Here is a 21,139-nt window from a genome sequence, read left to right as displayed (position 1 = left end):
GCGAAGCCTCTCGCAGTTTCATCGCGAGAGGCGCAGTCGAAGGACCTGCCATTGACTCGACGTGCCAATACTCTCTCCTCATCTCGCACCACATCCAGACCACTTCCGCATCGTTCTATAGGTTGATACGACCTACCCCTCGGCCTGCTTCTGATGAGGTACCCCAAAGCTTTTGCTTCTGAGGTACCCCAAGGCTTTAGCCTCGGGCCTCCCCGCCCCCCGCCACGAAACGGGGCTTTAGCCCCTGGGGTATGCCTTCCTCTACTCTGCCAGCATCCAAAAAGCAATCAGACACACCTAGCCCTTCGCCACCCGCAACGCCTCCTCCACCATCTTCTCCACTCGCCGCTCCCGAGCCTCCGGGCTCTGGTAATAAAACACCCCCATCAGATGCCCGCGCCTCTGCGTCACCGTCATCGCCTCCCACCCCCGACGCGCCGCAGGCACCCTGCGAAACGCCGCCTCAATCACCGGCGGAGTCACCTTCTCCCCTTCCATCGTCAGCAGCAGTCGTTCCGCCATCTGCTCCACCCGCCGCTGTCGAGCCTCCTCCCCCTTCACCCCGTTCAGCCACTTACCCACCTCGCGCTGCAGCGAATCGCTCTGCTCCCCAAACCACCTCGCCAGCGCCTTCTCCCGCTTCAGCAGCCGTTCAAACTCGACCGGCAGCTCCGCCTCGCGCTCCTCCAGATCAGGCTCAATCGCAAAGTCCACCATCGCCCCCACCTTCGCTCCAGCCGCCTGCTGCATCTTCTTGTTCACCAGCACAAAGTACCCATCGCGCACCGCGTCAGGAAACAGCGAAGTCCGAAACACCTCGCCTCCAACCTCCACCTTCACCCGCAGCCGCACCTTCTGCTTCCACGCCTTTTGTATATCGAACGGCAGACGAGCGATCACCCACCCCAGCCCATTGCTCGCCGGCTCCAGCACTGCACGAAAACGCTTCACCGCACTCGCAGCCATGCACCAACCTCGAGAAAAATCTACACTAAGTCTATCGACGCCCGATCCAACCCGCGCATCTTTCTCTCCGCCGGCGAAGCCAGTGGAGACCACTACGGCGCCCAGATCATCACCGCCCTCCGCACCTCACTTCCCGGTACAGATTTCTTCGGCCTCGGCGGCCGCGAGATGGAAGCCGCCGGTCTCCAGCGCATCGTCCGCGCCGAAGACGTCGCCCACATGGGCATCACCGAAGTCGTCCGTCACATGCCCTACATCTACGGCCAGTACAGACACCTCGTCGCCTCCATCAAAGAGCGCCGCCCCGACATCGCCGTCCTCATCGACTTCCCCGACGTCAACTTCCGCCTCGCCCGCGAACTAAAAAAACTCGGCATCCCCGTCCTCTACTTCGTCAGCCCGCAGCTCTGGGCCTGGAAGCGCTCCCGCCTGCGCTGGGTGCAGCAGCGCGTCGACCGCATGATGGTCATCTTTCCCTTCGAAGAAGACTTCTACCGCGCCCGCGGCGTCAATGCAGCCTTCGTCGGCCATCCCCTCGCCGAACTTCCCAAACCAGCCATCACCCGCGAAAACTACGCCGCCCAAAATAATCTCGACCCCGCCAAACAATGGATCGCCCTCCTGCCCGGAAGCCGCCGCAAAGAGGTCGACGCCAATCTCCCCGTCCTCCTAGAGACCGCCTCCCGTCTCAACGCCGATCACAAATACGAGTTCCTCCTCGCCGTAGCCTCCACCCTGGACAACGACTGGATGCACTCCCAAACCACACGCAACAACGCACCTCCGTCGCCCAACCTCCACCTCGTCCCAGACGCCCGCGAAGCCCTCCACCACGCCCGCGCCGGCATCGTCGCCAGCGGCACCGCAACCGTCCAGGCCGCCGTCATCGGTAACCCCTTCGTCGTCGTCTACCGCGTCTCCCCGCTCACCTTCCACATGGCAAAACGCCTCATCGAATACCCCGCCGAAGTCCCTGCCCAGACCGACGCCGACGGCAATCTCCCCATCGCCATGGTCAACCTCATCGCCGGTCGCCGCATCGTCCCCGAACTCCTCCAAAGCCGTTTCACCGCCGAAAATATCCTCGCCGCCCTCGATCCTCTCCTCTCAGACACCCCCCAGCGCAGCCAGATGATCGCCGATCTCGCCGACGTCGGCCGCATCCTCCGCCCAACCGACGAATCCAGCTCCATCCGCCGGGTTTGCGATGCCGTCGAAGAGCTTTTGGCACAGAACCGTCAGCCTCGTGGCCCAAACTCCGCACGCAGCGTCTAATAGGTCGATAGCTGTACCATGATGGTCTGAGGAACTTTAGCCTGCATGCGCGCTCTATTTAATCTTCGAAACCCGGCAGCAAAGCTGCTCCCGATATACCTGCTCACCGCGGCCACCACGGCCATCTGGGCCGCCCCCGTCAGGCCGCAGATGCAGATTACCGCCTACGTCATCAGCGCCGACCTCGACCCCGCCGTCAACCGCCTCACCGCTACCGCCGACGTGACCTTCACCGCGCTCGAAGACCTCACCACCCCCACCTTCGAACTGAACAACGGCCTCCAGATCACCAAAGCCACCGACGCCAAAAACCAGCTGCTGGAGTCCGAGCGCCTCACCAACAACAGCACCGTCCGCTTCAACCTCGCCACACCGCTCGCAAAAGGCTCCAGCACCACCTGGCACTTCGAGTACTCCGGCGCGCTCAAAGGCTCCGACACCAGCCCCGTCGAAGGTATCAAGATGGCCGCCATCGAAGACCCCATCAGCATCCTGCTCTATCCCGGCCGCTGGTTCCCCATGACCGGCCTCTTCACCGACCGCTTCACCGCCGAGATCCGCGTCCGCGTCCCCTCCGACGAGCGCGTCATCGGCAGCGGAAGCGGCGTCGCCGCCCAGAAGAGCCTACCCGGCAACCGCACCGAGTACACCTTCAAGTGGGCCAAACCCGGCTTCCCCGGCACCATCATCGCCGGCAAGTTCATCGACCCCATCGTCGCCGGAAATATGCGCGTCTACGTCACCGAAAAACACAAAGAGTTCGCGCAGGACTTCGCCCGCACCGCCGAACGCGAGTACCTCTATATGTCAGGTACCTTCGGCCAGCCCGAATCCACCCACATGAACCTCGTCGAACTCCCCGACGACGCCGTCTCCGCCGCCTGGGCACCCGAGATCGCCGCCATCGCCGGAGGCCGTATCGCCGCCCGCAACGAGCAGCGCCTCCTCTCCAACACCATCGCCCACCAGTGGTGGGGCAGCCAGGTCTCGCCCGCCACCCTCAACGACGCCTGGATCACCAACGGCATGTCCCGCTACGCCGAGTTGATGTACCTCGAAGACTCCGCCGGCAAGAACGCCTTCCAGACCGCCGTCACCGACATCTCCGCCGGCGCGCTCGCCTACGACACCGAACCCCTCACCACCATCGGCCGCCTCGATCCCTTCTCCCCACAGTTCCAATCCATGACCCTCGAAAAGGGAGCCATGGTCTTCCACATGCTCCGCTGGGAGATGGGCGACGACGTCTTCGTCAAATTCCTGCGCGCCCTCCTCACCCAGTACGCTGACAAGTCCATCCGCAGCTCGAACGTCGAGACCCTCGCCCAAAGCGTCTCAACCCTCGAGCTCCAGGCCTTCTTCGCCCAGTGGCTCGACGGCACCGGCGCACCCGCCTTCGCAGACAAGTACACCGTCTTCCGCCTCGGCGACAATAAGGGCTTCCGCACCGTCGGCGCCATCACCCAGGACCTCGACCTCTTCCGCATGCCCGTCGAGCTCCGTATCGAGACCGACGGCAAGACCGAGATCCGCCGCGTCGACGTCTCCGGAACCGACTCCCAGTACTCCATCGAAACCTTCGGCCGCCCCCGCCGCATCAGCATCGACCCCGAAAACTGGCTGCTCAAAAGCACGCCCGACCTCGCCGTTCGCGTCGCCGTCCTGCGCGGCCAGCAGCTCGTCGCACAGGGAGACCTCACCGGCGCACTCATCGAATACCAGAAGGCCCTCGACTCCAACAAGAACAGCTCGCTCGCCTCCTACCGCATCGGCGAGATCTTCTTCATGCAGCGCAACTACCAGTCCGCCGCAAACTCCTTCCGCGACGCCCTCCGCGGCGACGGCGACCCCAAGTGGGTCGAAGTCTGGAGTCACATCGAGCTAGGTCGAATCTTCGACGTCACCGGTCAGCGCGACCGCGCCGTCAACGAGTACCGCCTCGCCGTCCAGACCAACGACAACACCCAGGGCGCCGTCAACGAAGCCCGCGCCCTCATGCAAAAACCCTACAAACGCGAGAACACCGAAAACTAAGTAGCATCTTGACTGGAGATAGACTAAACTAACTGAACTTAGTTCACTGAGTACTCCCATGAAAACGATCAACATCCACGAAGCCAAGACTCATCTATCGAAACTCGTCGAAGACGCCGCACAAGGTGAGTCCTTCATCATTGCCAAGGCAGGTAAACCGATGGTTAGGGTCATCGCCCTCGATACGCCCGTGGGTAAAAAAATACAGCGGCTGGACTTCATGAAGGGACAGTTTTCAGTGCCGGACGACTTTGACCGGATGTTCGAAGAAGAGGTCGAGCAACTGTTTTATGGCCAAAAATGAAGTTGCTTCTCGATACGCACCTTCTTGTATGGGCCATATCCACATCAAAGCGGCTCTCTCCAAAGACCCGCGCTCTTATCGAAGACCCAGACAATCAGCTATTTTTTAGTGCCGCCAGTATCTGGGAACTTGCCATCAAACAGGGATTGGGAAAAGAAAACTTCAGTATCGATGCCCGCATCATGCGTCGCGGACTACTCGACAATGGCTACTCCGAGCTGCCGATATCGAGCGATCACGCAGTAGCAATCGACACCTTACCGCCGATCCACAAAGACCCCTTCGACCGCCTTTTGATCGCTCAAGCCACAGTTGAAGGAATCACCCTGCTGACAGTCGATCCCATAGTGAGTCGCTACCCCGGCCCCATCCGCAAGGTCTAGCACCTACTCGTACCTCAGCGCCTCAATCGGGTCCATGTTCGCAGCTTTCATCGCCGGAATCATCCCGCTGATCGTCCCTACGATCACAAGAATCACCGTCGCCACCAGAACAGTATTCGCCGAGATCAGTAGCTGAATATCCCCATTCTCCGCATGCGAAGCCAGCGCACTGTAAAACGTGATGCGCCCAACCCCCTTCGCCACCGCATAGGCCAGCGCGATCCCGCCCACGCCCCCAACTCCCGAAATCACCAGCGCCTCCGCCAGAAACTGCAGCAGGATATGCCGCTTCCGCGCCCCCAGCGCCTTCTCCACGCCGATCTCCTTCGTCCTCTGCTGCACGCTCACCAGCATAATGTTCATCAGCCCGATGCCCGCGATCCCAAGCGTCAGCGCACCGATAAACAACAGAAGAACCTGCAGCCCAAGCGAGATAATGCGAAACTGCGCCAGCTGCTCCATAATGTTCGCAACAAACACCGCGCGCTGATCCGACGCCCGATATCCATGCGCCGCCGCCAGCGTCTTCCGCAGCGCGCTCTCCACCACCTTAGGCTCCCCCTTGTAGTCCATCCAGATGCCGTCGAGGTACTTCGTGTCCTTGATGTCGCTCATCGTCGTGAACGGCACATGCACCCCGCGGTTGATGTCGTTGTCCTCGCCACCCTCCTGCATCTTCGGCGCCAGCACCCCAACCACTTCGAAGCCCACGCCATTCAAACGAATCCTCTGCCCAATCGGATACTGTCCCGAGTACAGCTTCGTCTTCGCCTCCGATCCGATCACCACCACATGCGCGCGCGTCTGCAGATCCGCATCCGTCAGAAGCCTTCCCTCGCTCACCTCCATCTTCAAGATCGACTGCAGCTCCGGCGTCACCCCATCGACGTCCCACGTATAACTATGCAGATCGTTCTGCACCGGCACCGTCTTATCCACATTCGGCGACACGCGCAGAATCCCAGGCACCGTCTCCTGAATCCGCTCCACATCATCCATCGTCAGTCGCACCTGCACGCCCGCCTTCGAGCCACCCGCCTGCTCGCTCGTCCGCCCCGGAAACACCCCGATCATATTCGTACCAAACTGCGCGAAGATATTCTCGAACGCCTGCCCAAATCCCGCCCCATACGCCAGCAGAAGCACCACCGTCGCGATCCCCCACGCCATGCCGATCACCGTAATCGCCGTGCGCCGTCCATTGTGACGCATCGCCTCAATCGCCTGGCCGAAGATATCTCTCCACATGGTCTCTACTCCTTCCGCAACGCTTCTACAGGCTGCAGCATGGCGGCCTGCCGCGCCGGATAGATCCCCGCGACAATCCCGCAGAGCGTGAGCGTCACCAGTGCCATCGCCGCCGACCACGGCACCAGCCGCGGAGGATCGAAGCCCATATCGTTATTCCCCACCGCCGACCCCAGCGCAGCCATCAGCGCCGCCGCACCCGCAATCCCGATCAAACCGCTCAACCCCGTAAGCGTCAGGCCCTCAAGAAAAAACTGAAACAGGATGCTTCGATTCGTCGCCCCCAGCGCCTTGCGCAGACCGATCTCCCGTGTCCGCTCCGTCACCGTCACCAGCATGATGTTGATGATGCCCACCGCACCCAGCGCCAGCGTAACGATCCCCACCCCGCCCAGAAACACATCCATCGCCGTAAAGATCAGCCCCACCATCCGGTTCGACTTGATCGTGTCCCACTCTTCAAACGCCTCTTTGGCCGCCGGACTGAACCCATGCCGCTCCGCGATCACACGATGCACCTCAGCCTTCGCCGTCTCATTCAACTCCGGGATCGTAGGCTGGTACTGAATCAACGTAACCGCGTCCTGCGGAACATTCTCCCCCGTAATCGGAAACAACTCCATCATCGTCGACAGCGGAATATAGATCCTCTGGTTATCGCCGTCATTATTTCCATGACCGATCTTCGCCGCCACGCCGATCACCTGAAACCGATAGCCGTTCAACGTGACGTACGCACCCAGCGAAGGATGCCCCGGAAACAGCAACCCCTCCATCTTCTGACCAAGCACCACCACCTGCCGACGCTGCTCGACGTCAGCCTCGTCGAGAAAACGCCCCTGTACGATAGGCAGATTGCGGATCTCGGTATAGTTCTTCTCGACACCGTCCACCTGCCCACCCGCACTCGAAAACTCGCTGACCTGCTTGATATCGTTCCGGCTCAGCAGCGACGTCACATTGCGCACATGTCTCGCCTGCGTTCGAATCGCCGCGGCATCGCTGAGCGTCAGCTTATAAGGGCGCATCCCAATATGCTGCTCCGGCAGCACCGGAACATTCCCGCCCCACAACATAATCACGTCGGTCCCAAGATCAGCCAGCCCACGACGCTGCCCCGACCGAAACCCCTCGCCAAGCCCGATCAGCAGAAGCAGCGAAGCCACGCCCCACGCGATCCCGAACATCGTCAGAAACGATCGCAGCTTATTCGCGCCGATTGACTGGAATACCTGAGCGAAGATTGTATACAGAGCGCGCATGGCAGTAGTTGGACGAAACCTCTCCGCAGTGGTCTACGCAGAAAGCCACCCAACAGTTCCCTGCCCATCGTTTAATCGCTCAGTAATAAAACTTCCGCACCAAACAGAACCGCCGCAACCTACCCCAACACCCGAGCCGCATTCTTCACCAGCGCCGGCACATCCGGGTCAGCCTCCCGCCGCGCATCCAGCCCCAGCCTGCCCAGAAACCCCTCCATCGCAACCAGCGTCCCCTCCGCCGCAGCCACCGGATACAGCAGCCGCACCACCGGAGCCACCACCGCGCCCCCACGCAGCAACTCGCCCCGCACCGCCACGCATCGCTCCGGGCGATACACGCACGAAGCAAGATCCGTAATGCTCAGCGCATAGCTCGGCGTACACAGAATCGTCTTCGGCGGCGCCATGCGGTCCACCATGCTGAAGATCTCCAACTTCGACTCCAGCTCATCCGGCACAAAGTCCACCGCCACATCCGCCCCGCGCACCGCATCTTCCACCGTCAGCGCCAGATCGAGCCGCCCCGCAGCAACGCCTACACTCAGGTCCGCGTAATCTTCCTGCGCGCGCCGCAGATTCGCCGGCATCACGTCCTCGAGCACCACGTGAAAACCCGCCGCCGCACACGCCAGCGCAAAGCTGCGGCCAGCCACCCCAGCCCCAATCACCGCAATTGTAGATATGTTGAAAGACGGCTGAATGTCAGCCGCCCCACTCACTTCTTCGCCGCGACAGCCGAGATCACCGACTCATAGCTTGGCTCAGCCGCCTTGATATGGTCGGACACGCGCTGGCGCTCCTCCTCTGTCAGCGACGGCAGAACCGCAAGAATGCGGCGCAGCGTAACCGAGATGTCGTCAACGTAGTTCATGGTGCGGATAGCTTCGCCAGAGAGAGGCATTCGTAGTGCTCCTAAAGATTGAAAGTACTCCGTCTAGTCTAAACGGTTGTGCCCAGCTCTGCCCGGTGGGACGCCTCTTCCACAGGTTTGCCCGCGTCCTCACCCTCCTTCGGCTTCTGGTAGCCGTCGCGGTCAGTCATCTCCATCAGCGCCGCCAGCTGCGCCGCAAAGTCAGGATGCGCCGCATGCAGCCCGTAGCGCCACGTCCAGTTCCCCGCTCCAGCCGACGGCGTATTCATCCGCGCCTCGCTCCCCAAATGCAGTACATCCTGCATCGGAAACACGCACAGGTTCGCCACCGACCGCGCCGCACACCGAATCATCGTCCAGACAATATCCTCATCATGGTCAATCCGCTGCAGATACGTCTGAACGTTCCTGCGCTCCGCCTCGCTCACATCCTCACGCCACCAACCCAGCGTCGTATTGTTGTCATGCGTCCCCGTATATGCCACCGTGTTCGGCACAAATCGGTGAGGAAGATACAGGTGCGATCCTCGGTCGCTGAAACCAAACTGCAGTATCCGCATGCCCGGCATCTCGAAGTGCTCACGCAGCTCATCTACCTCCAGCGTAATCAACCCCAGATCCTCCGCCACAAACGGCAGCGTCCCGAAGACCTCCTTCAGCCGATCGAACAGCTCATGCCCCGGCGCCTTCACCCACTGCCCATTCATCGCCGTCTCCTCCGACGCCGGAATCGACCAGTAGGCCTCGAAGCCGCGGAAGTGGTCCAATCGAATCACGTCATACAGCGTCAGCGACCGCCGAATGCGCGCCACCCACCAGTCGAAGCCGCGTTCCTTCAACAATCCCCACTTGTACAGTGGATTACCCCACCGCTGGCCCGTCTCGGAAAAATAATCCGGAGGCACACCCGACACCCGCAGCGGCTTCAGATCCTCATCCAGCTCAAACATCTCCGGATGCGTCCACACGTCCGCGCTGTCATAGCTCACAAAGATCGCCACATCGCCCATGATGCGAACCTTGCGCTCTCCACAGAAACCGCGCAGCGCGCACCACTGCTCATTAAAGAAGAACTGCACCACCTGTTCGATGGCGAGCTCTCTTCCATACTTACTCAGCACCTCAGCCAGCGCATCGTCTCTGCGCCGAGCCTGAGCCTCCGGCCACTCGTGCCAGCTCGCATAGTCATACACGCGCCGCAGCACGCTGAACATCGCATAGTCCGGAAGCCACGACAAGTTGTAGTGGCAGAACTCCTGAAACTTTGCCCGCGCATCCTCCGGCGCACGATCGAGAAAGTTTGCAGCAGCCTCCTCAATCAACGGTATCTTCAGCCGATTCGCCGCCCCAAAGTCCGCAGGCCCATCGTGCCCCGGCAGCCCGGCGATCCGATCCCCCGCAATCCAGCCGTCCCGCACCAGGAACTCAAGGCTGATCAAAAGCGGATTGCCCGCAAACGCAGACAGCGCCGAGTAAGGCGAGCTTCCATACCCCGTAGGGTTCAACGGAAGCACCTGCCACATCCTCTGCTTCGCCGCTGCAAGAAAATCTACAAACTCATAAGCCGCCGGGCCGAAGTCCCCCACGCCGCCGTACGAGGGTAAAGAGGTGACGTGCAACAAAATCCCCGACAGCCGCTCCTGATTGCCCACTTCCCCACTCATCCGCTCTCCCTCATGCAACACGCGTAATCATGCACGTGCAACACCATGCACCTTGGATGCATAATACCCGCTCACCGCTACAGGGACTGCGTCCGTCGAGGTGTCACTTACGGTTCCCGAAGCAATCCCCTTGAAAGAACAAGACAAGAAAAACAAAAATGCCCCGGAGGATCGCATCCCCCAGGGCATCTTTGCTTACTTCGATTCAGCGAGCCTTCGGCCGTTTAGTTGACCAGCCAGTTGACCCAGTTAGTTCCCAAACGGCGAAGCACCCGGAGCAGCCGGTTTCTTCGAGTACCGCACAGCCCCGCCCTTCTCGTACTTCTGCGTCAGGTCGCCGATATACACCCGGAAGATCTCCTCGCGCTGTTCGCCCAGCAGCTTCTCCCGCGTCGCATTGAAGTTCTTCGCCATATCCTCCGCAGTCGGCTCCTGCTTATCCGTCACCGAAAGCACAACCCCAGCCCGGCCAACATTGATCGGCCCCGAGATCGCACCCTTCGCCAGCGAGAACGCAACCGAACCCGGTCCGCTCATCGCGCCCAGATCCGGCACCTGGCCATCCTTGCCCACCAGATCGCTCGACTTCAGCGGAACGTTCATCTCCGCCGCAGCCTTCTTCAGATCGTTCAGCACCTTGGCGCGGTCGTCCAGCTTGTTCAACTGCGCGCTCAACAAGCCCGGCAATTGCTGTTCGCGATAGTCCTCGAGAATGTGGCTCTTGTAGTCAGCAAAGTCAGGCGCATGCGCCGCCTTCACATCCTGCACCTGGAACACGGCAAATCCATCTCCGGTCGAAACCGAAGCCGGGTCCGCGCCCTTCACCACCGTGAACGCCTGGGTCAGCAGACCCGAAGCATCCGCCAGCCCGGGAATCACGCCGTCCTTACCAACATAGTCCGTCGTCACCGCGTGCAATCCCTTCGCAGCGGCTGCCTTGTCCAGACCGTTCTTCTTCGCATCCGACGCAAGCGTCGAAGCAAACGTCTGCTCCGCTGCGCCCACACGCTGCTGCTCCAGAACCGGCACAATCTCCGGCTTCACCTCAGCCACCGGACGCAGGTGCGCAGTCTTCTTATCCTCGACCTGCAGAATGTGGTATCCGAACTGCGTCTTGATCAGATCCGAGGTCTGTCCCGTCGGCAGCGTAAAGGCCGCCTTATCGAACTCAGGCACCGTCTTGCCGCGATCCAGCCAGCCCAGCTCGCCGCCCTGATCCTTGCTTCCCGGGTCATCCGAGTTCTTCTTTGCCAGATCCGCAAAGTCCCCGCCGCCTTTGATCTGCTTCAGAATATCCGCAGCCTTCGCCTTCGCCGCCGCATCCGTCTTCGCGTCCGAACCCGCCGGAACCGCGATCAGAATGTGCCGCACCTTCACCTGGTCCTTCACCTGGTACTGATCCTGATGCGCATTGTAGTAAGCCTGCACATCCGCATCCGAGATCTGTGGCTTGCCGCCCGGCAGATTCGACGCGTCAAACGCCACATACTCAATCTTCCGCGTCTCAGGAATCGCCGCCGCATAGCGCGTCGCATTCGTCTTGAAGAAGCCCTGCAGCTCCGCATCCGACGGATTGATCGTCTTCCGCAGATCGTCCGAAGAGATCACCGCATAGTCGAACTTCACCTTCGTCCCATCGACCATGTAAGCCTGACGCACTGCATTATCCGAGACCGAAACTCCGCCCGTGATCAGCGCCTGCAGGCGATTCAGCTCCATGTCGCTCTTCACCTGCGACTCGAAGTCCCCACGCGTCGTCTGAAAGGCGTTCTGCACGAAGTTCATATAAGCGTCGTCGCCGATATACGTCCCATTCGGAAACAGATACTGCGAGAACGGCCCCGTCTGCAGCTCGCGGCGAAGATCCTCATCGCTCACCTGCAGATTCATCCGGTCGGCCTCGTGCTTCAGAATCGCCCGCTGCACCAGAATCTGTCCCGCCCGCTGCGACATATACGGCAGCAGGAAGTCCGGCAGATGCTGCTGCTGCAACTGACGCGACGCAAGCTGATTCACCTCAGCCGCCTTGATCGGCGTGCTCTCGCTCACCCTACCCAGAATCCCCGGCTCGCGGACCGTTGCGAACACCGTCGAATCCCCGGTCGTCGCGTTGTCGAAGATTCCCGGAACCAGCGTAATCACCATCGTGACTACGGCAAATCCAATAATGACGGCGAAGATAATCTTCGTGTAGCGGTTGTCCTGCTGCAGAATACGAATCATGCTCGACTAAAACCTTCACTTCGCGCCTCACCGTTCCCCTCTTGGGAATAGTGGCGTGCCCGGGATTTTGCGTGACCATGCGGGGGCTTATCAACTCGCGCCACGCTGGTTGCAGGGCAAGCGACAAGTATAAATCAGCGCAGCCCGGAATTCACCTTTCGCCCTCCGACCCGCCAACCCCCTCGCCTTCCACCGTGTCCACCACCGGACATCTAACTCCGCATATGGACACCCCACCCCCATCCCCAACCACTCCCCCACCCCTAACTCTCTCAACCCAAACAAACTTCGCCCCCACCCCAATGGCACCCCACGTGCAACATCCCAGCCGAGTACCTTAAATCAGATTGCAGCAGCCAGCACGAGGACCCCGAATGCCCACGCCTCTCCGCGACCTCAAGATCGCCGTTCGTCATCTTTCGAAGTCCCCCGGATTCTCCGCCACCGCCATCCTCATGCTCGCCCTCGGCATCGGCGCCACCACTGCCATCTTCTCCATCGTCGAAGCCGTCCTCCTCCGACCCCTGCCATTCCCCGACCCCAGCCGCCTCGTCGTCCTCTCCGACATCCTCCCCGGAACCGACTTCGACGGCAGCGGCGAAGACGGCACCACCGCACCCGACATCGGCAACTACATCCGCGGCACCCACAGCTTCTCCAGCCTCGGCGGCGTCCAGAACACCAGCTACGAGCTCTCCGGCGTCGGCGACCCCGCCACCATCAGCGGCGCCCGGCTCACCGGCGGCGTCTTCCCCGCCCTCGCCGTCCAGCCTCTCCTCGGCCGCGTCTTCACCCAGCAGGAGGACGATCAGCACCAGCCCGTAGCCGTCCTCAGCTACGCTACCTGGCAGAGCCGCTTCCACGCCGACCCCAACATCCTCGGCAGAAAGATCATCCTCGATCGCAACCCCTACGTCGTCATCGGCGTCATGCCCCGCAACTTCGAGTACCCGCTCCTCCCCGGCCATCTCAACCGCAGCGAGCTCTGGGTCCCCATGAGCCTCAAGCCCGAAGAGATCGCCAGCGGCGTCGGCTCCTGGAACTACAACATGGTCGGCAGGCTCAAACCCGGCGTCACCCCCACCCAGGCCGTAGCCGACACCGACACCGTAGCCAAACAGATCATGCGCGGTTACCCCGCCTACATGGCTGGCCTCAACCTCCACACCATCGTCCGCCGTCTCGACGAGGACACCATCCAGCAGGCTCGTCCCCTCATCCGCACCCTCTTCCTCGCCGTCACCGTCGTCCTCCTCATCGCCTGCGCCAACCTCGCCGGCCTCCTCCTCGTCCGCTCCATCCGCCGCCGCCGCGAGATCGCCGTCCGCCTCGCCCTCGGCGCCACCGCCTCCGCCCTCCTCTGGCAGGCCATCCTCGAAAGCCTCGTCCTCAGCATAGCCGGAGGCGTCGTCGGCCTCCTCTTCGCCGCCGTCGCCATGCGCATCGGCGTCCGTCTCCTCCCCGAAACCCTCCCACGTATCAGCGAGATCAGCCTCAACGGGAAGGTCGTCGCCTTCGCCCTCGGCCTCGCCGTCATCACCGGCATCCTCTGCGGCCTCGCTCCCGCCTTCGCCGCCATCCGCACCAGCGTCAACGACACCCTCAAAGAAGGAGGCCGCACCGGCACCTCCGGCAGCGGTCACGCCCGCCTCCGCTCCGCTCTCGTCATCACAGAGATCGCCGTCGCCCTCGTCCTACTCGCCGCCTCCGGCCTGCTCCTCCGCAGCTTCGAAAAGATGCGCCAGGTCGATCTCGGCTACCGGCCCGACCACACCCTCGTCGCCAGCTACAGCCTCCCGCAGAAGCAATACGCCAACCAGACTGCGGTCGACGCCTTCAACCTCGAGCTGCGCCGTCGCCTCCAGGCCCTCCCCGGCGTCAAAAGCATCGGTCTCACCTCGTTCATGCCCGGCACAGACAACACCATCAACTCCGGATTCGTTCCAGAAGGCTACGTCCAGCCCAAAGACAAGACCTTCGATCTCGCCACCACCGTCCTTGTAGAAGGTGAATACTTCCGCGCCATGGGCATTCCCCTCATACAGGGACGCCTCTTCACCGAAGACGACAAAAAGGGCGCGCAGCTCGTCGTCATCGTCAATCAAGAGCTGGCCCGCCAGTCCTGGCCCGGTCAAAACCCCATTGGCAAGCGCCTCCGCATCGGCGGTCCAACGATGCAGACCCCATGGGCCATCGTCGTCGGCGAAGTAGCCAACGTTCAGGAAGGCTCACCCGATAAACCCATGAAGCAGCAGTTCTACGGCCCTGTCGCACAGCGGGGAGACATGGAAGGAACGCTCGCCGCCCCCAACGAAGTCAACGGCAACGCCGTCTACCTTGCACTCCGCACCTCCATGCCTCCCGAACAGATGGAAAACGCCCTCCGCGCCACCGTCCACGGCATCGACCCCCAGCTCCCGCTCTACCAGGTCCAGACGATGGAGCACGCCATCTCCGACACCGAAGCCCCCCGCCGCTTCAACACCGCCATCATCTCCGCCTTCGCCTTCATCGCCGTCCTGCTCGCCGTCCTCGGTATCTACAGCATCATCGCCTTCTCGGTCGCGCTCCGCGTGCAGGAGATGGCCATCCGCATGGCGCTCGGCTCGCAGCGCTCCGGCATCGTAGGAATCGTCATGCTCTCCGGCGCAAAGCTCGCCATCATCGGCTGCGTCATCGGGCTGGCCGGAGCCATGGCCGCCTCGCACCTGCTCAGCTCCTTCCTCTTCGGAGTCAGCGCCGTCGATCCCCTCGTCCTCACCCTCTCCGCAGTCGCCCTCCTGCTCCTCGCCCTCGCCGCCTCCCTGCTGCCAGCCCGCCGAGCCGCTTCCGTAGACCTCACCCAGGCCCTCCGCACCGACTAGAGCTGATCGAGAAGATAGAGAAGATCATGTCCTGCCGGACGAGCCGCCTGCTCGGCGCGAGGTCACTTCGTGACGTGTATACCTGTCACGCCCGCGCCTGCCGCACAAGTCCTCTCGTTGGTCGGAATCATCATATTGCCGACCAACTTCTCCAACACATGCACTCGCGCCTTTGTCTTATCCCTTTGTTTCGCCCTATCGTTTGTCCTTCTGCTTTGCCTTTTTGCTTTGTCCTTCTTGTTTGTCCTTTTTGCCTGTCCCTTTGTTTGTCATCCCGCAGGGATCTGCTGTTGCTCTTGCACTTGAGATAGAGCGAGGCTTCAGCCTCGCGTCTAAAACCCCACCCCCAAGCCCACTCCACTCTGCCGAAGGCCGGAGCGAAACGCGAAGCCGAAGCGACTAAATATTGCCTTTGCCGTTGCCTCTTCTCCCCAACGCCGCAAAACCCTGTCAAGCCCCCAAGCAACGAAAACCAGCGCCAATCGCGGAGATTCGCGTGACGTATTAGTTACCCTCAACCCGCTAGAATAGAACTAGAGACAAAAGAGAAAGGCCCGGCGCACAAGCCGGGCCTTATCTCCTTTAGAAACAAATTTTTACCCGTAACCCATCTCGAATGAATATTTTACAAGGAGCTAAATTTGCAAATATATGCAAATAAGCAACTTAGCAAGGGGTACCCCCCAGGGGGTGGGGTACCCATAGACCCGGGAGACAAACCACGCAGTAAAGCCAATACCTGGTGCCGATTAGGAGACGAATCTCACCATCGAACTACCACCTCTGGTCCACAAGAAAACGCCCGCTGACAGTGAAGTCCAACGGGCGTTCTGATCTCGCATCGGGAGCTAACTGCGAGAAGCTTAGTAGGCCGGAACGTAATAAGGAGGCGGAGGAGGAGGATAGCGGCGCATCATCTGCGGCTGCGAGCTTGGAGGAACACCCGCGCCAAGCCGGTTCAACTCAGCCTGCGACACCGTCGTAATATCCGTAGGCTGCGTCAGATGGAACGACACAATCGCCTCCGGCGGCAGCACCGCATCGCCCTTGCCACTAGCCGCGGAGACGCCCAGCCCAGCGACGCCGCCAACACCAGCACCAACCGCAGCGCCAACACCGCCGCCCGCAACAGCGCCGATCAAAGCGCCAACCGCGCCAAGGCCGACCGTGTTGCCAACCGTGTTCGCCGTCTTATCCGCACCCTGGTGCCACCAGAAGTCGGTGGCAATCGGATAATTTCTTCCGCCAAGCTGAAGCTGAGTAAGCTGCAGCTTCAACTCGCCCTTACCCTTGAAGTCGCCAGCCTTATGCGACTCGACCACCGTACCTTGAATCGCTGCACCACGAGGAATCGCAATCGAACCACCCGCAACGACATCGCTCAACACGACGCCGCTAAACACCGTTCCGACTGGCGTAGTCTTGCTGTCCAAACGCTCATTGATCCGCACCCGAACAGTAGCCCCAACCGGAACCACAACCGCTTCCCCACCCTTCTGCGCCACATAAGGCCGCGAAGGATAAGGCTGCTGCTGATAAGCAGGAGGATACTGACCCCCTTGCTGCTGTGGATACTGACCACCCGCCCCATAAGGCGGCGGATACTGTCCACCCTGCTGCTGCGGATACTGACCCTGCTGCGGGTATTGACCACCCTGCTGCTGAGGATACTGACCGTTCTGAGCACCACCATAGGGCGGAGGATACTGACCCGCCTGCTGAGCCGGTGCCCCATACGCCGGAGGATACTGGCCTGCAGAAGGAGCAGTAGCAGCAGAAGGATTCTGAGCCGCGCTCGTACCATCCGCATTGCTCTGGCCCGGCTGAGCCTGACCCTGTGGCGGCGCAATCGTCCCATCGGACTGAAGATTAGGATTCGTAGCTCCAGCATCACTCTGATCCTGACCGTTGCCAGCCGCCGCAGGAGCACCGATCACCAACTGATCGACCACCTTCTGCACCCCGGCCGTGGTCGAAACCAGCTTGTCGGCAAGATCCCGCGAAGCTTCATCCTTAACAGTCCCATTCAAAGTAACCGTACCGAAGACCGTCGTCGAAGTAATCGACTGATCCGCCAACTGCGGCGCTCCAGCCAGTGCCTTCAGGACGCTCGCCTCAATCTGAGCATCCGGGATCGCCGCAGGCTTGGCCTGCGCAAACCCGACCCCATCCGCCGACACCATACCCACACCCAAAAGTCCCACTAACGAAAGTCTCAAAAACAAATCTCTACGCTGCATACGTTCCTCCGCAACCTCCCGCGCGACACAACAGCGCCACGCAAACCTGGTACCCATAAAGACCCCATCTATCCAAAAAAGTTACGCTCCAACCCCACCAATCAGCCCCTCCAACCACCAGACTCCACCGATTGACCTTTACCTATCAGTAACTGTATATTCAAAGAGCGGGGTGGAGCAGCCCGGTAGCTCGTTGGGCTCATAACCCAAAGGTCGTAGGTTCAAATCCTACCCCCGCAACCAATCCTTTCAATCACTTACAAGGATCGGACTCTTGAGACAAACTCCCACAAACTCCCATAAACTCCCAATAAGAAAAATCGCTGATTTTAGGCGCTCGCTGCAACTGGCTTGAGCACCATTTCAACGACCTTCCCATTCGCTTCCCGCTTCGATGACGACATCGCCTGTCCATAGATATTCATGGTCGTCTGGATGGAGGCATGACGCATCAATTCCTGCTGCACTTTCATCGGAGCTCCGGTCTCGTCCAACCACGAACGGTACGTGTGGCGGAACGTGTGCCAACCGATCTCTCCGAGCTTCCCCGCCGAGACCTTGCGTGTGTCATGAATCAGAACACGCTTGCCGTTTGCTGTGGGTTGACCCTGCCAGCACCATACTCCCGGTGCCGCGCCGCACGTCGGACATGCGACCACACAGCATCCTGAAGGGCGAAGATGCCGCTTCTGGATCTCGGTCGGATGGTACGGTCGGTTTGTCATCGGATTCGCAAAGACCCACCCTTCTGCGGTGGGTACGGCCTGCTTGCTCCAGGCCAAGACGATCTTGGTCAGGGATGGATGCAGAGGAACATAGTCCTGGGAGTATTCGGTTTTGACGTCGTCGACCCGGCCGCTCACAAAGCTGCGCTGAACGAGGAGTTGATTCTTTTCAAAATCGAAATCGTCCCATTGAAGCGCCATTTCGCCAAACACCAGCCCTACGACTTGGCTATTGGCTTTGCGCTTCGAGTCTGTCATGGCTCTTCCGTAGACATTCATCGTCGTCTGAATAGAGGCGTGACGCATCAACTCCTGCTGCACCTTCATCGGAGCGCCGGTCTCATCGAGCCATGAACGATAGGTGTGGCGGAACGTATGCCAACCGATCCCTTCCGGCAGGCCGATGATGTCAGCGACCCTGCGAAGCTGGCGCTTCTTGAGGCTCTCTTGGTGATACGGCTTTCCAGTCTGCGGATTGGCGAAGACCCAATCCCCATCCTTGGAAAAGGTGCTGAAGCTCCGCCACCGAAGCAGCAGTTCTTCCAGACGTAGGTCGAGCGGAACATAGTCCTTCGAGTATTCCGTCTTCGCCGCATCGATCCGTCCACCGACAGAGCTGCGCTGAACCATGAAGGTGTGCGCTTCGAAGTCGAAGTCACCCCATTGCAGGCCCAGGATTTCGCTGATGCGAAGTCCTGTACACTGCGCCACCATCACCATCGTGCGGTACGGCTCCGCGAGATGCTTGAGCATCTCGAAGAACTGAGCCACTTCGAGGATCTGGGGCCGCTTCAGCCGCTTGCTTGCATTCTTGACGCGCACCAGCGCGACAGGGTTCTTGCCAATTTCAATGACTCCCCATCGCTCCGCACACTTCAAGACAAGGTGCATCAGGCTCCGTATATGAACCTTCGACTTTGGAGCAAGTGGCAGATCACGCAGCCACAGCTCCATCGCCATCGGTTTCATCTTGTTTATGGGTTGTTCGTTCCAGCGCGGTCGAATGTGTTTCCGAATGTTCGAGAGATGCGAACTCCGCGTGGAGTATCGCTCTGGCAACTCATGCTCGATATATTTATCGAGCAGAGCCCCGAACGTCGGCGCTTCCATTTCGGCGCGTGGAGCTTCCTCATTGAGCTGCATCAGAATTGCTTGCGTTGCCTTACGTGCTTCGGCCTCGGTCCGATACAGAGCTTGTTCCCCAAGGATCATGCTCCGTCGTACCCGCTTGCCTTCCGGGTTGGTCTCGTAATAACGAAACTCCCACACGTCAGAACCTCGCTCGCGCTTCCGTAGCCGCAGACTGCCATATTGAAACCGTGTCCGAACAAACATGGATTACCTCCTGTTAGTTGCGGGCACGAGTGGTACTTAAAGCGTACCGCTCGGCAGTGTCGGAGTCGAGTGTGGAAACGAAGCCATCATTCCGGCCTTCAAGGTCTGAACGGTGAAATCGCCAGAGCTTGCCGACACGGTACCCGATGACGCGACCGTGTCGGGCCAGACGTTGAAGGGTCTTAGGGTGAATGCGAAGGATAGCGGCGGCTTGATCGCTATCCAAGAACGGTTCCGTTGAAAACTTGAAATCGGACATGGCTCGTACGCCTCCTGAACACACGATCAAACTGTGCGTAAGATTTGTCCAGATGCCCACGAAGCCCTTTGGGAAGAGGTCTTTCGGACTCTGAGGCCTTTATTGTCGTTACAGTGTCTTCTAAGGAATTCTTGGGAACGCTTGGGACTCGATTCGCCTGTGGAAAACAAGCTAAAAATAGTTTAGAAGCAGTCCTGATCGTATCGAGCTAGGCATAGAAGCGATAGCTAGCTGATGGATACAACGCTGGAAACCAGCGCTCGACAACTGGCAGCGGGAATCCGAGTCGCAGACGCGCCACATGACTTGGGGAAACGAGCAGCCCCGCATCCAGCAGCTTCGATACGACCGTCCGCGCCATCCGCTCCTTGTATCCCGTAAGCGAGGGAGCCAGTCCGCGCTCAACCTCACCCGCAAGGAGAGCCTCACGCAGTAGTGGAAAGCTGCCCTTGGGAAGACGACCCGCGCGCGTCTCGTCTTCGACGTAGATTTCCATGCGACGAAGCAACTCAGAAGGCTGAAGGATCGTGCTCATATACGAAACCTGATCGTTCGAGACACGCAGAAAGAATTCGCAAAAGCTATCAAGAGCCGCCTGCGAAAGATTCCCACGACCATCCAGATCGCCACGACGCGAAGCATCCGCCGCCATCAGCAAGGATTTGTAATCGCCCACATTCCGCGCAAGACCCCGCGCCACAGACCAGAGGCTATTGCCAACGCCGAGGCGACGCAGCAGAGCGTGCGACATCAATCGCGCCACGCGACCGTTGCCGTCGTAAAAAGGATGTATCCAGAGGAAGCGATGATGTGCAGCCGCTACGGCGGTCACCTGTCGCACCTTGGATAAACTCTGTGGGCTGTAAACCTGCTCGAAACGCTTAAGAAACCCAGGGAGCGCGGCAGCCGGTGGCGGCAGGTGCAGACCGACAACGACTTCCCCGTCGCGTAGCGCCCCAGGCGTAAGCCGTATGCGGCGCTTTGTCTCGGGATCTTCGACCCATAGCAGCTCATCCGGCAGACGACGGCAGTACTCGCGATGCAGCCAGACGGCGTATGCCGATGAAGCCGGAAAGTCTTTCGGGTCGAGGCCGTCGTCGATTGCCTTCTGCACTTCGATGTGCGCGACCGCTTCGAGCTGCAAGGCTCTCTTGCGAGGTTCGGTCGAGTAGTCTTTATGCAATGCGCGGTCGATATCACGCGGATGCGTGTCGTGACCCTCGATGAGGTTTGAGTAGTAGCAGTTCATCGAACGAACCAGGTTGCCTACTGACTCAGTAACGATGGGATGAATCTGACCTGCGAGTGCATTGGAGCTGGAGATGAGGTCGAAAGCAATATCTTCCAGTACTCTACCTCCGTCCGATGGAAGCATGGGCTCCATCCAGGAAGGTGTCGGCATAGGCGCTTTGTTTGCCGATTTCATATCCATCACAAATTATACACCTGTAACAATTTAGACGGGACATCGCGGATTATATTGCCG

Annotated in this window: 15 protein-coding genes, 1 tRNA gene and 1 pseudogene; 6 read left to right on the top strand and 11 right to left on the bottom strand. The window is 60.2% G+C overall.

The features are described from left to right. Nucleotides 1-297: 297 nt before the first annotated feature. Entirely contained in the window at nt 298-966 is a 669-nt protein-coding gene (locus GSQ82_RS06965) for a YdeI/OmpD-associated family protein (protein WP_158791575.1), read from the bottom strand. On the opposite strand from GSQ82_RS06965, the gene lpxB reads away from it, so the two are divergent. The 4 genes from lpxB to GSQ82_RS06945 are packed head-to-tail and all read left to right on the top strand — an operon-like array spanning nt 871 to nt 4,962. Further along, the gene (gene lpxB / locus GSQ82_RS06960) at nt 871-2,241 is read left to right on the top strand and encodes a lipid-A-disaccharide synthase (protein WP_371417175.1); all 1,371 of its coding nucleotides are present in this window, start codon (nt 871-873) and stop codon (nt 2,239-2,241) included. The two genes, GSQ82_RS06965 and lpxB, sit on opposite strands and share 96 nt — an antisense overlap. A gap of 45 nt (nt 2,242-2,286) precedes the next feature. Continuing rightward, entirely contained in the window at nt 2,287-4,275 is a 1,989-nt protein-coding gene (locus tag GSQ82_RS06955) for a M1 family aminopeptidase (RefSeq protein WP_158791574.1), read from the top strand. A 58-nt stretch (nt 4,276-4,333) separates the two neighbouring features. Continuing rightward, the gene (locus GSQ82_RS06950) at nt 4,334-4,579 is read left to right on the top strand and encodes a type II toxin-antitoxin system Phd/YefM family antitoxin (protein WP_158791573.1); all 246 of its coding nucleotides are present in this window, start codon (nt 4,334-4,336) and stop codon (nt 4,577-4,579) included. Further along, entirely contained in the window at nt 4,576-4,962 is a 387-nt protein-coding gene (locus tag GSQ82_RS06945; protein ID WP_158791572.1) for a type II toxin-antitoxin system VapC family toxin, read from the top strand. The genes GSQ82_RS06950 and GSQ82_RS06945 overlap by 4 nt, the downstream gene beginning before the upstream one ends. Before the next feature lie 3 nt (nt 4,963-4,965). Here GSQ82_RS06945 and GSQ82_RS06940 read toward each other — a convergent pair whose 3' ends face one another. The 6 genes from GSQ82_RS06940 to GSQ82_RS06915 form a co-directional block, all read right to left on the bottom strand. Next, complete coding sequence (locus GSQ82_RS06940; RefSeq protein ID WP_158791571.1) at nt 4,966-6,210, bottom strand: ABC transporter permease; 1,245 nt, start codon at nt 6,208-6,210, stop codon at nt 4,966-4,968. Between the two features lie 5 nt (nt 6,211-6,215). Beyond that, nucleotides 6,216-7,472: an ABC transporter permease gene (locus GSQ82_RS06935; RefSeq protein ID WP_158791570.1), complete on the bottom strand. Its 1,257-nt coding sequence runs from the start codon at nt 7,470-7,472 to the stop codon at nt 6,216-6,218. Nucleotides 7,473-7,591: 119 nt separating this feature from the next. After that, a complete protein-coding gene (locus GSQ82_RS06930) occupies nt 7,592-8,191 on the bottom strand; it encodes a 3-hydroxyacyl-CoA dehydrogenase NAD-binding domain-containing protein (protein WP_158791569.1) in 600 nt (199 codons plus the stop codon). After that, nucleotides 8,188-8,373: a hypothetical protein gene (locus GSQ82_RS06925; RefSeq protein ID WP_158791568.1), complete on the bottom strand. Its 186-nt coding sequence runs from the start codon at nt 8,371-8,373 to the stop codon at nt 8,188-8,190. The genes GSQ82_RS06930 and GSQ82_RS06925 overlap by 4 nt, the downstream gene beginning before the upstream one ends. 38 nt (nt 8,374-8,411) lie before the next feature. Beyond that, nucleotides 8,412-10,007: a 4-alpha-glucanotransferase gene (gene malQ, locus GSQ82_RS06920; RefSeq protein ID WP_158791567.1), complete on the bottom strand. Its 1,596-nt coding sequence runs from the start codon at nt 10,005-10,007 to the stop codon at nt 8,412-8,414. Between the two features lie 249 nt (nt 10,008-10,256). Continuing rightward, entirely contained in the window at nt 10,257-12,230 is a 1,974-nt protein-coding gene (locus GSQ82_RS06915; protein ID WP_158791566.1) for a peptidylprolyl isomerase, read from the bottom strand. 374 nt (nt 12,231-12,604) lie between these two features. On the opposite strand from GSQ82_RS06915, the gene GSQ82_RS06910 reads away from it, so the two are divergent. Then, on the top strand, nt 12,605-15,094 hold the full coding sequence (locus GSQ82_RS06910; RefSeq protein ID WP_158791565.1) for an ABC transporter permease: 2,490 nt from the start codon (nt 12,605-12,607) through the stop codon (nt 15,092-15,094). A gap of 1,940 nt (nt 15,095-17,034) precedes the next feature. Here GSQ82_RS06910 and GSQ82_RS25625 read toward each other — a convergent pair. Continuing rightward, nucleotides 17,035-17,277 (bottom strand): annotated as a pseudogene (locus tag GSQ82_RS25625) (BON domain-containing protein); the annotation flags it as partial. A 223-nt stretch (nt 17,278-17,500) separates the two neighbouring features. On the opposite strand from GSQ82_RS25625, the gene GSQ82_RS06900 reads away from it, so the two are divergent. Continuing rightward, nucleotides 17,501-17,577 (top strand) — tRNA-Met (locus tag GSQ82_RS06900). A gap of 86 nt (nt 17,578-17,663) precedes the next feature. Here the strand turns inward: GSQ82_RS06900 and GSQ82_RS06895 are convergent. The 3 genes from GSQ82_RS06895 to GSQ82_RS06885 form a co-directional block, all read right to left on the bottom strand. After that, nucleotides 17,664-19,394 carry a site-specific integrase gene (locus tag GSQ82_RS06895; RefSeq protein ID WP_158791563.1) on the bottom strand — a complete coding sequence of 577 codons (1,731 nt, stop codon included), beginning with the start codon at nt 19,392-19,394 and terminating at the stop codon, nt 17,664-17,666. A gap of 13 nt (nt 19,395-19,407) precedes the next feature. Beyond that, nucleotides 19,408-19,653 (bottom strand): helix-turn-helix domain-containing protein, encoded by a 246-nt coding sequence (locus GSQ82_RS25620; protein WP_158791562.1) that lies wholly within the window; start codon nt 19,651-19,653, stop codon nt 19,408-19,410. A 208-nt stretch (nt 19,654-19,861) separates the two neighbouring features. Then, on the bottom strand, nt 19,862-21,028 hold the full coding sequence (locus GSQ82_RS06885) for a Fic family protein (RefSeq protein ID WP_158791561.1): 1,167 nt from the start codon (nt 21,026-21,028) through the stop codon (nt 19,862-19,864). Nucleotides 21,029-21,139: the final 111 nt, after the last annotated feature.

Origin of the sequence: Granulicella sp. L60 (assembly GCF_009765825.1) — a bacterium.
Classification (GTDB): Bacteria; Acidobacteriota; Terriglobia; order Terriglobales; family Acidobacteriaceae; genus Edaphobacter.
The sequence above is the reverse complement of the archived record's forward strand: the minus strand, read 5'-3'. Positions and strand labels throughout refer to the sequence as shown.

Coding starts and splice junctions, on each gene's coding strand:
- GSQ82_RS06910 (WP_158791565.1), top strand. CDS start 12,605: ATGCCCACGCCTCTCCGCGACCTCAAGATCGCCGTTCGTCATCTTTCG.
- GSQ82_RS06925 (WP_158791568.1), bottom strand. CDS start 8,373: ATGCCTCTCTCTGGCGAAGCTATCCGCACCATGAACTACGTTGACGAC.
- GSQ82_RS06915 (WP_158791566.1), bottom strand. CDS start 12,230: ATGATTCGTATTCTGCAGCAGGACAACCGCTACACGAAGATTATCTTC.
- GSQ82_RS06895 (WP_158791563.1), bottom strand. CDS start 19,394: ATGTTTGTTCGGACACGGTTTCAATATGGCAGTCTGCGGCTACGGAAG.
- GSQ82_RS06945 (WP_158791572.1), top strand. CDS start 4,576: ATGAAGTTGCTTCTCGATACGCACCTTCTTGTATGGGCCATATCCACA.
- GSQ82_RS25620 (WP_158791562.1), bottom strand. CDS start 19,653: ATGTCCGATTTCAAGTTTTCAACGGAACCGTTCTTGGATAGCGATCAA.
- GSQ82_RS06955 (WP_158791574.1), top strand. CDS start 2,287: ATGCGCGCTCTATTTAATCTTCGAAACCCGGCAGCAAAGCTGCTCCCG.
- GSQ82_RS06965 (WP_158791575.1), bottom strand. CDS start 966: ATGGCTGCGAGTGCGGTGAAGCGTTTTCGTGCAGTGCTGGAGCCGGCG.
- GSQ82_RS06885 (WP_158791561.1), bottom strand. CDS start 21,028: ATGCTTCCATCGGACGGAGGTAGAGTACTGGAAGATATTGCTTTCGAC.
- GSQ82_RS06935 (WP_158791570.1), bottom strand. CDS start 7,472: ATGCGCGCTCTGTATACAATCTTCGCTCAGGTATTCCAGTCAATCGGC.
- GSQ82_RS06950 (WP_158791573.1), top strand. CDS start 4,334: ATGAAAACGATCAACATCCACGAAGCCAAGACTCATCTATCGAAACTC.
- malQ (WP_158791567.1), bottom strand. CDS start 10,007: ATGAGTGGGGAAGTGGGCAATCAGGAGCGGCTGTCGGGGATTTTGTTG.
- GSQ82_RS06940 (WP_158791571.1), bottom strand. CDS start 6,210: ATGTGGAGAGATATCTTCGGCCAGGCGATTGAGGCGATGCGTCACAAT.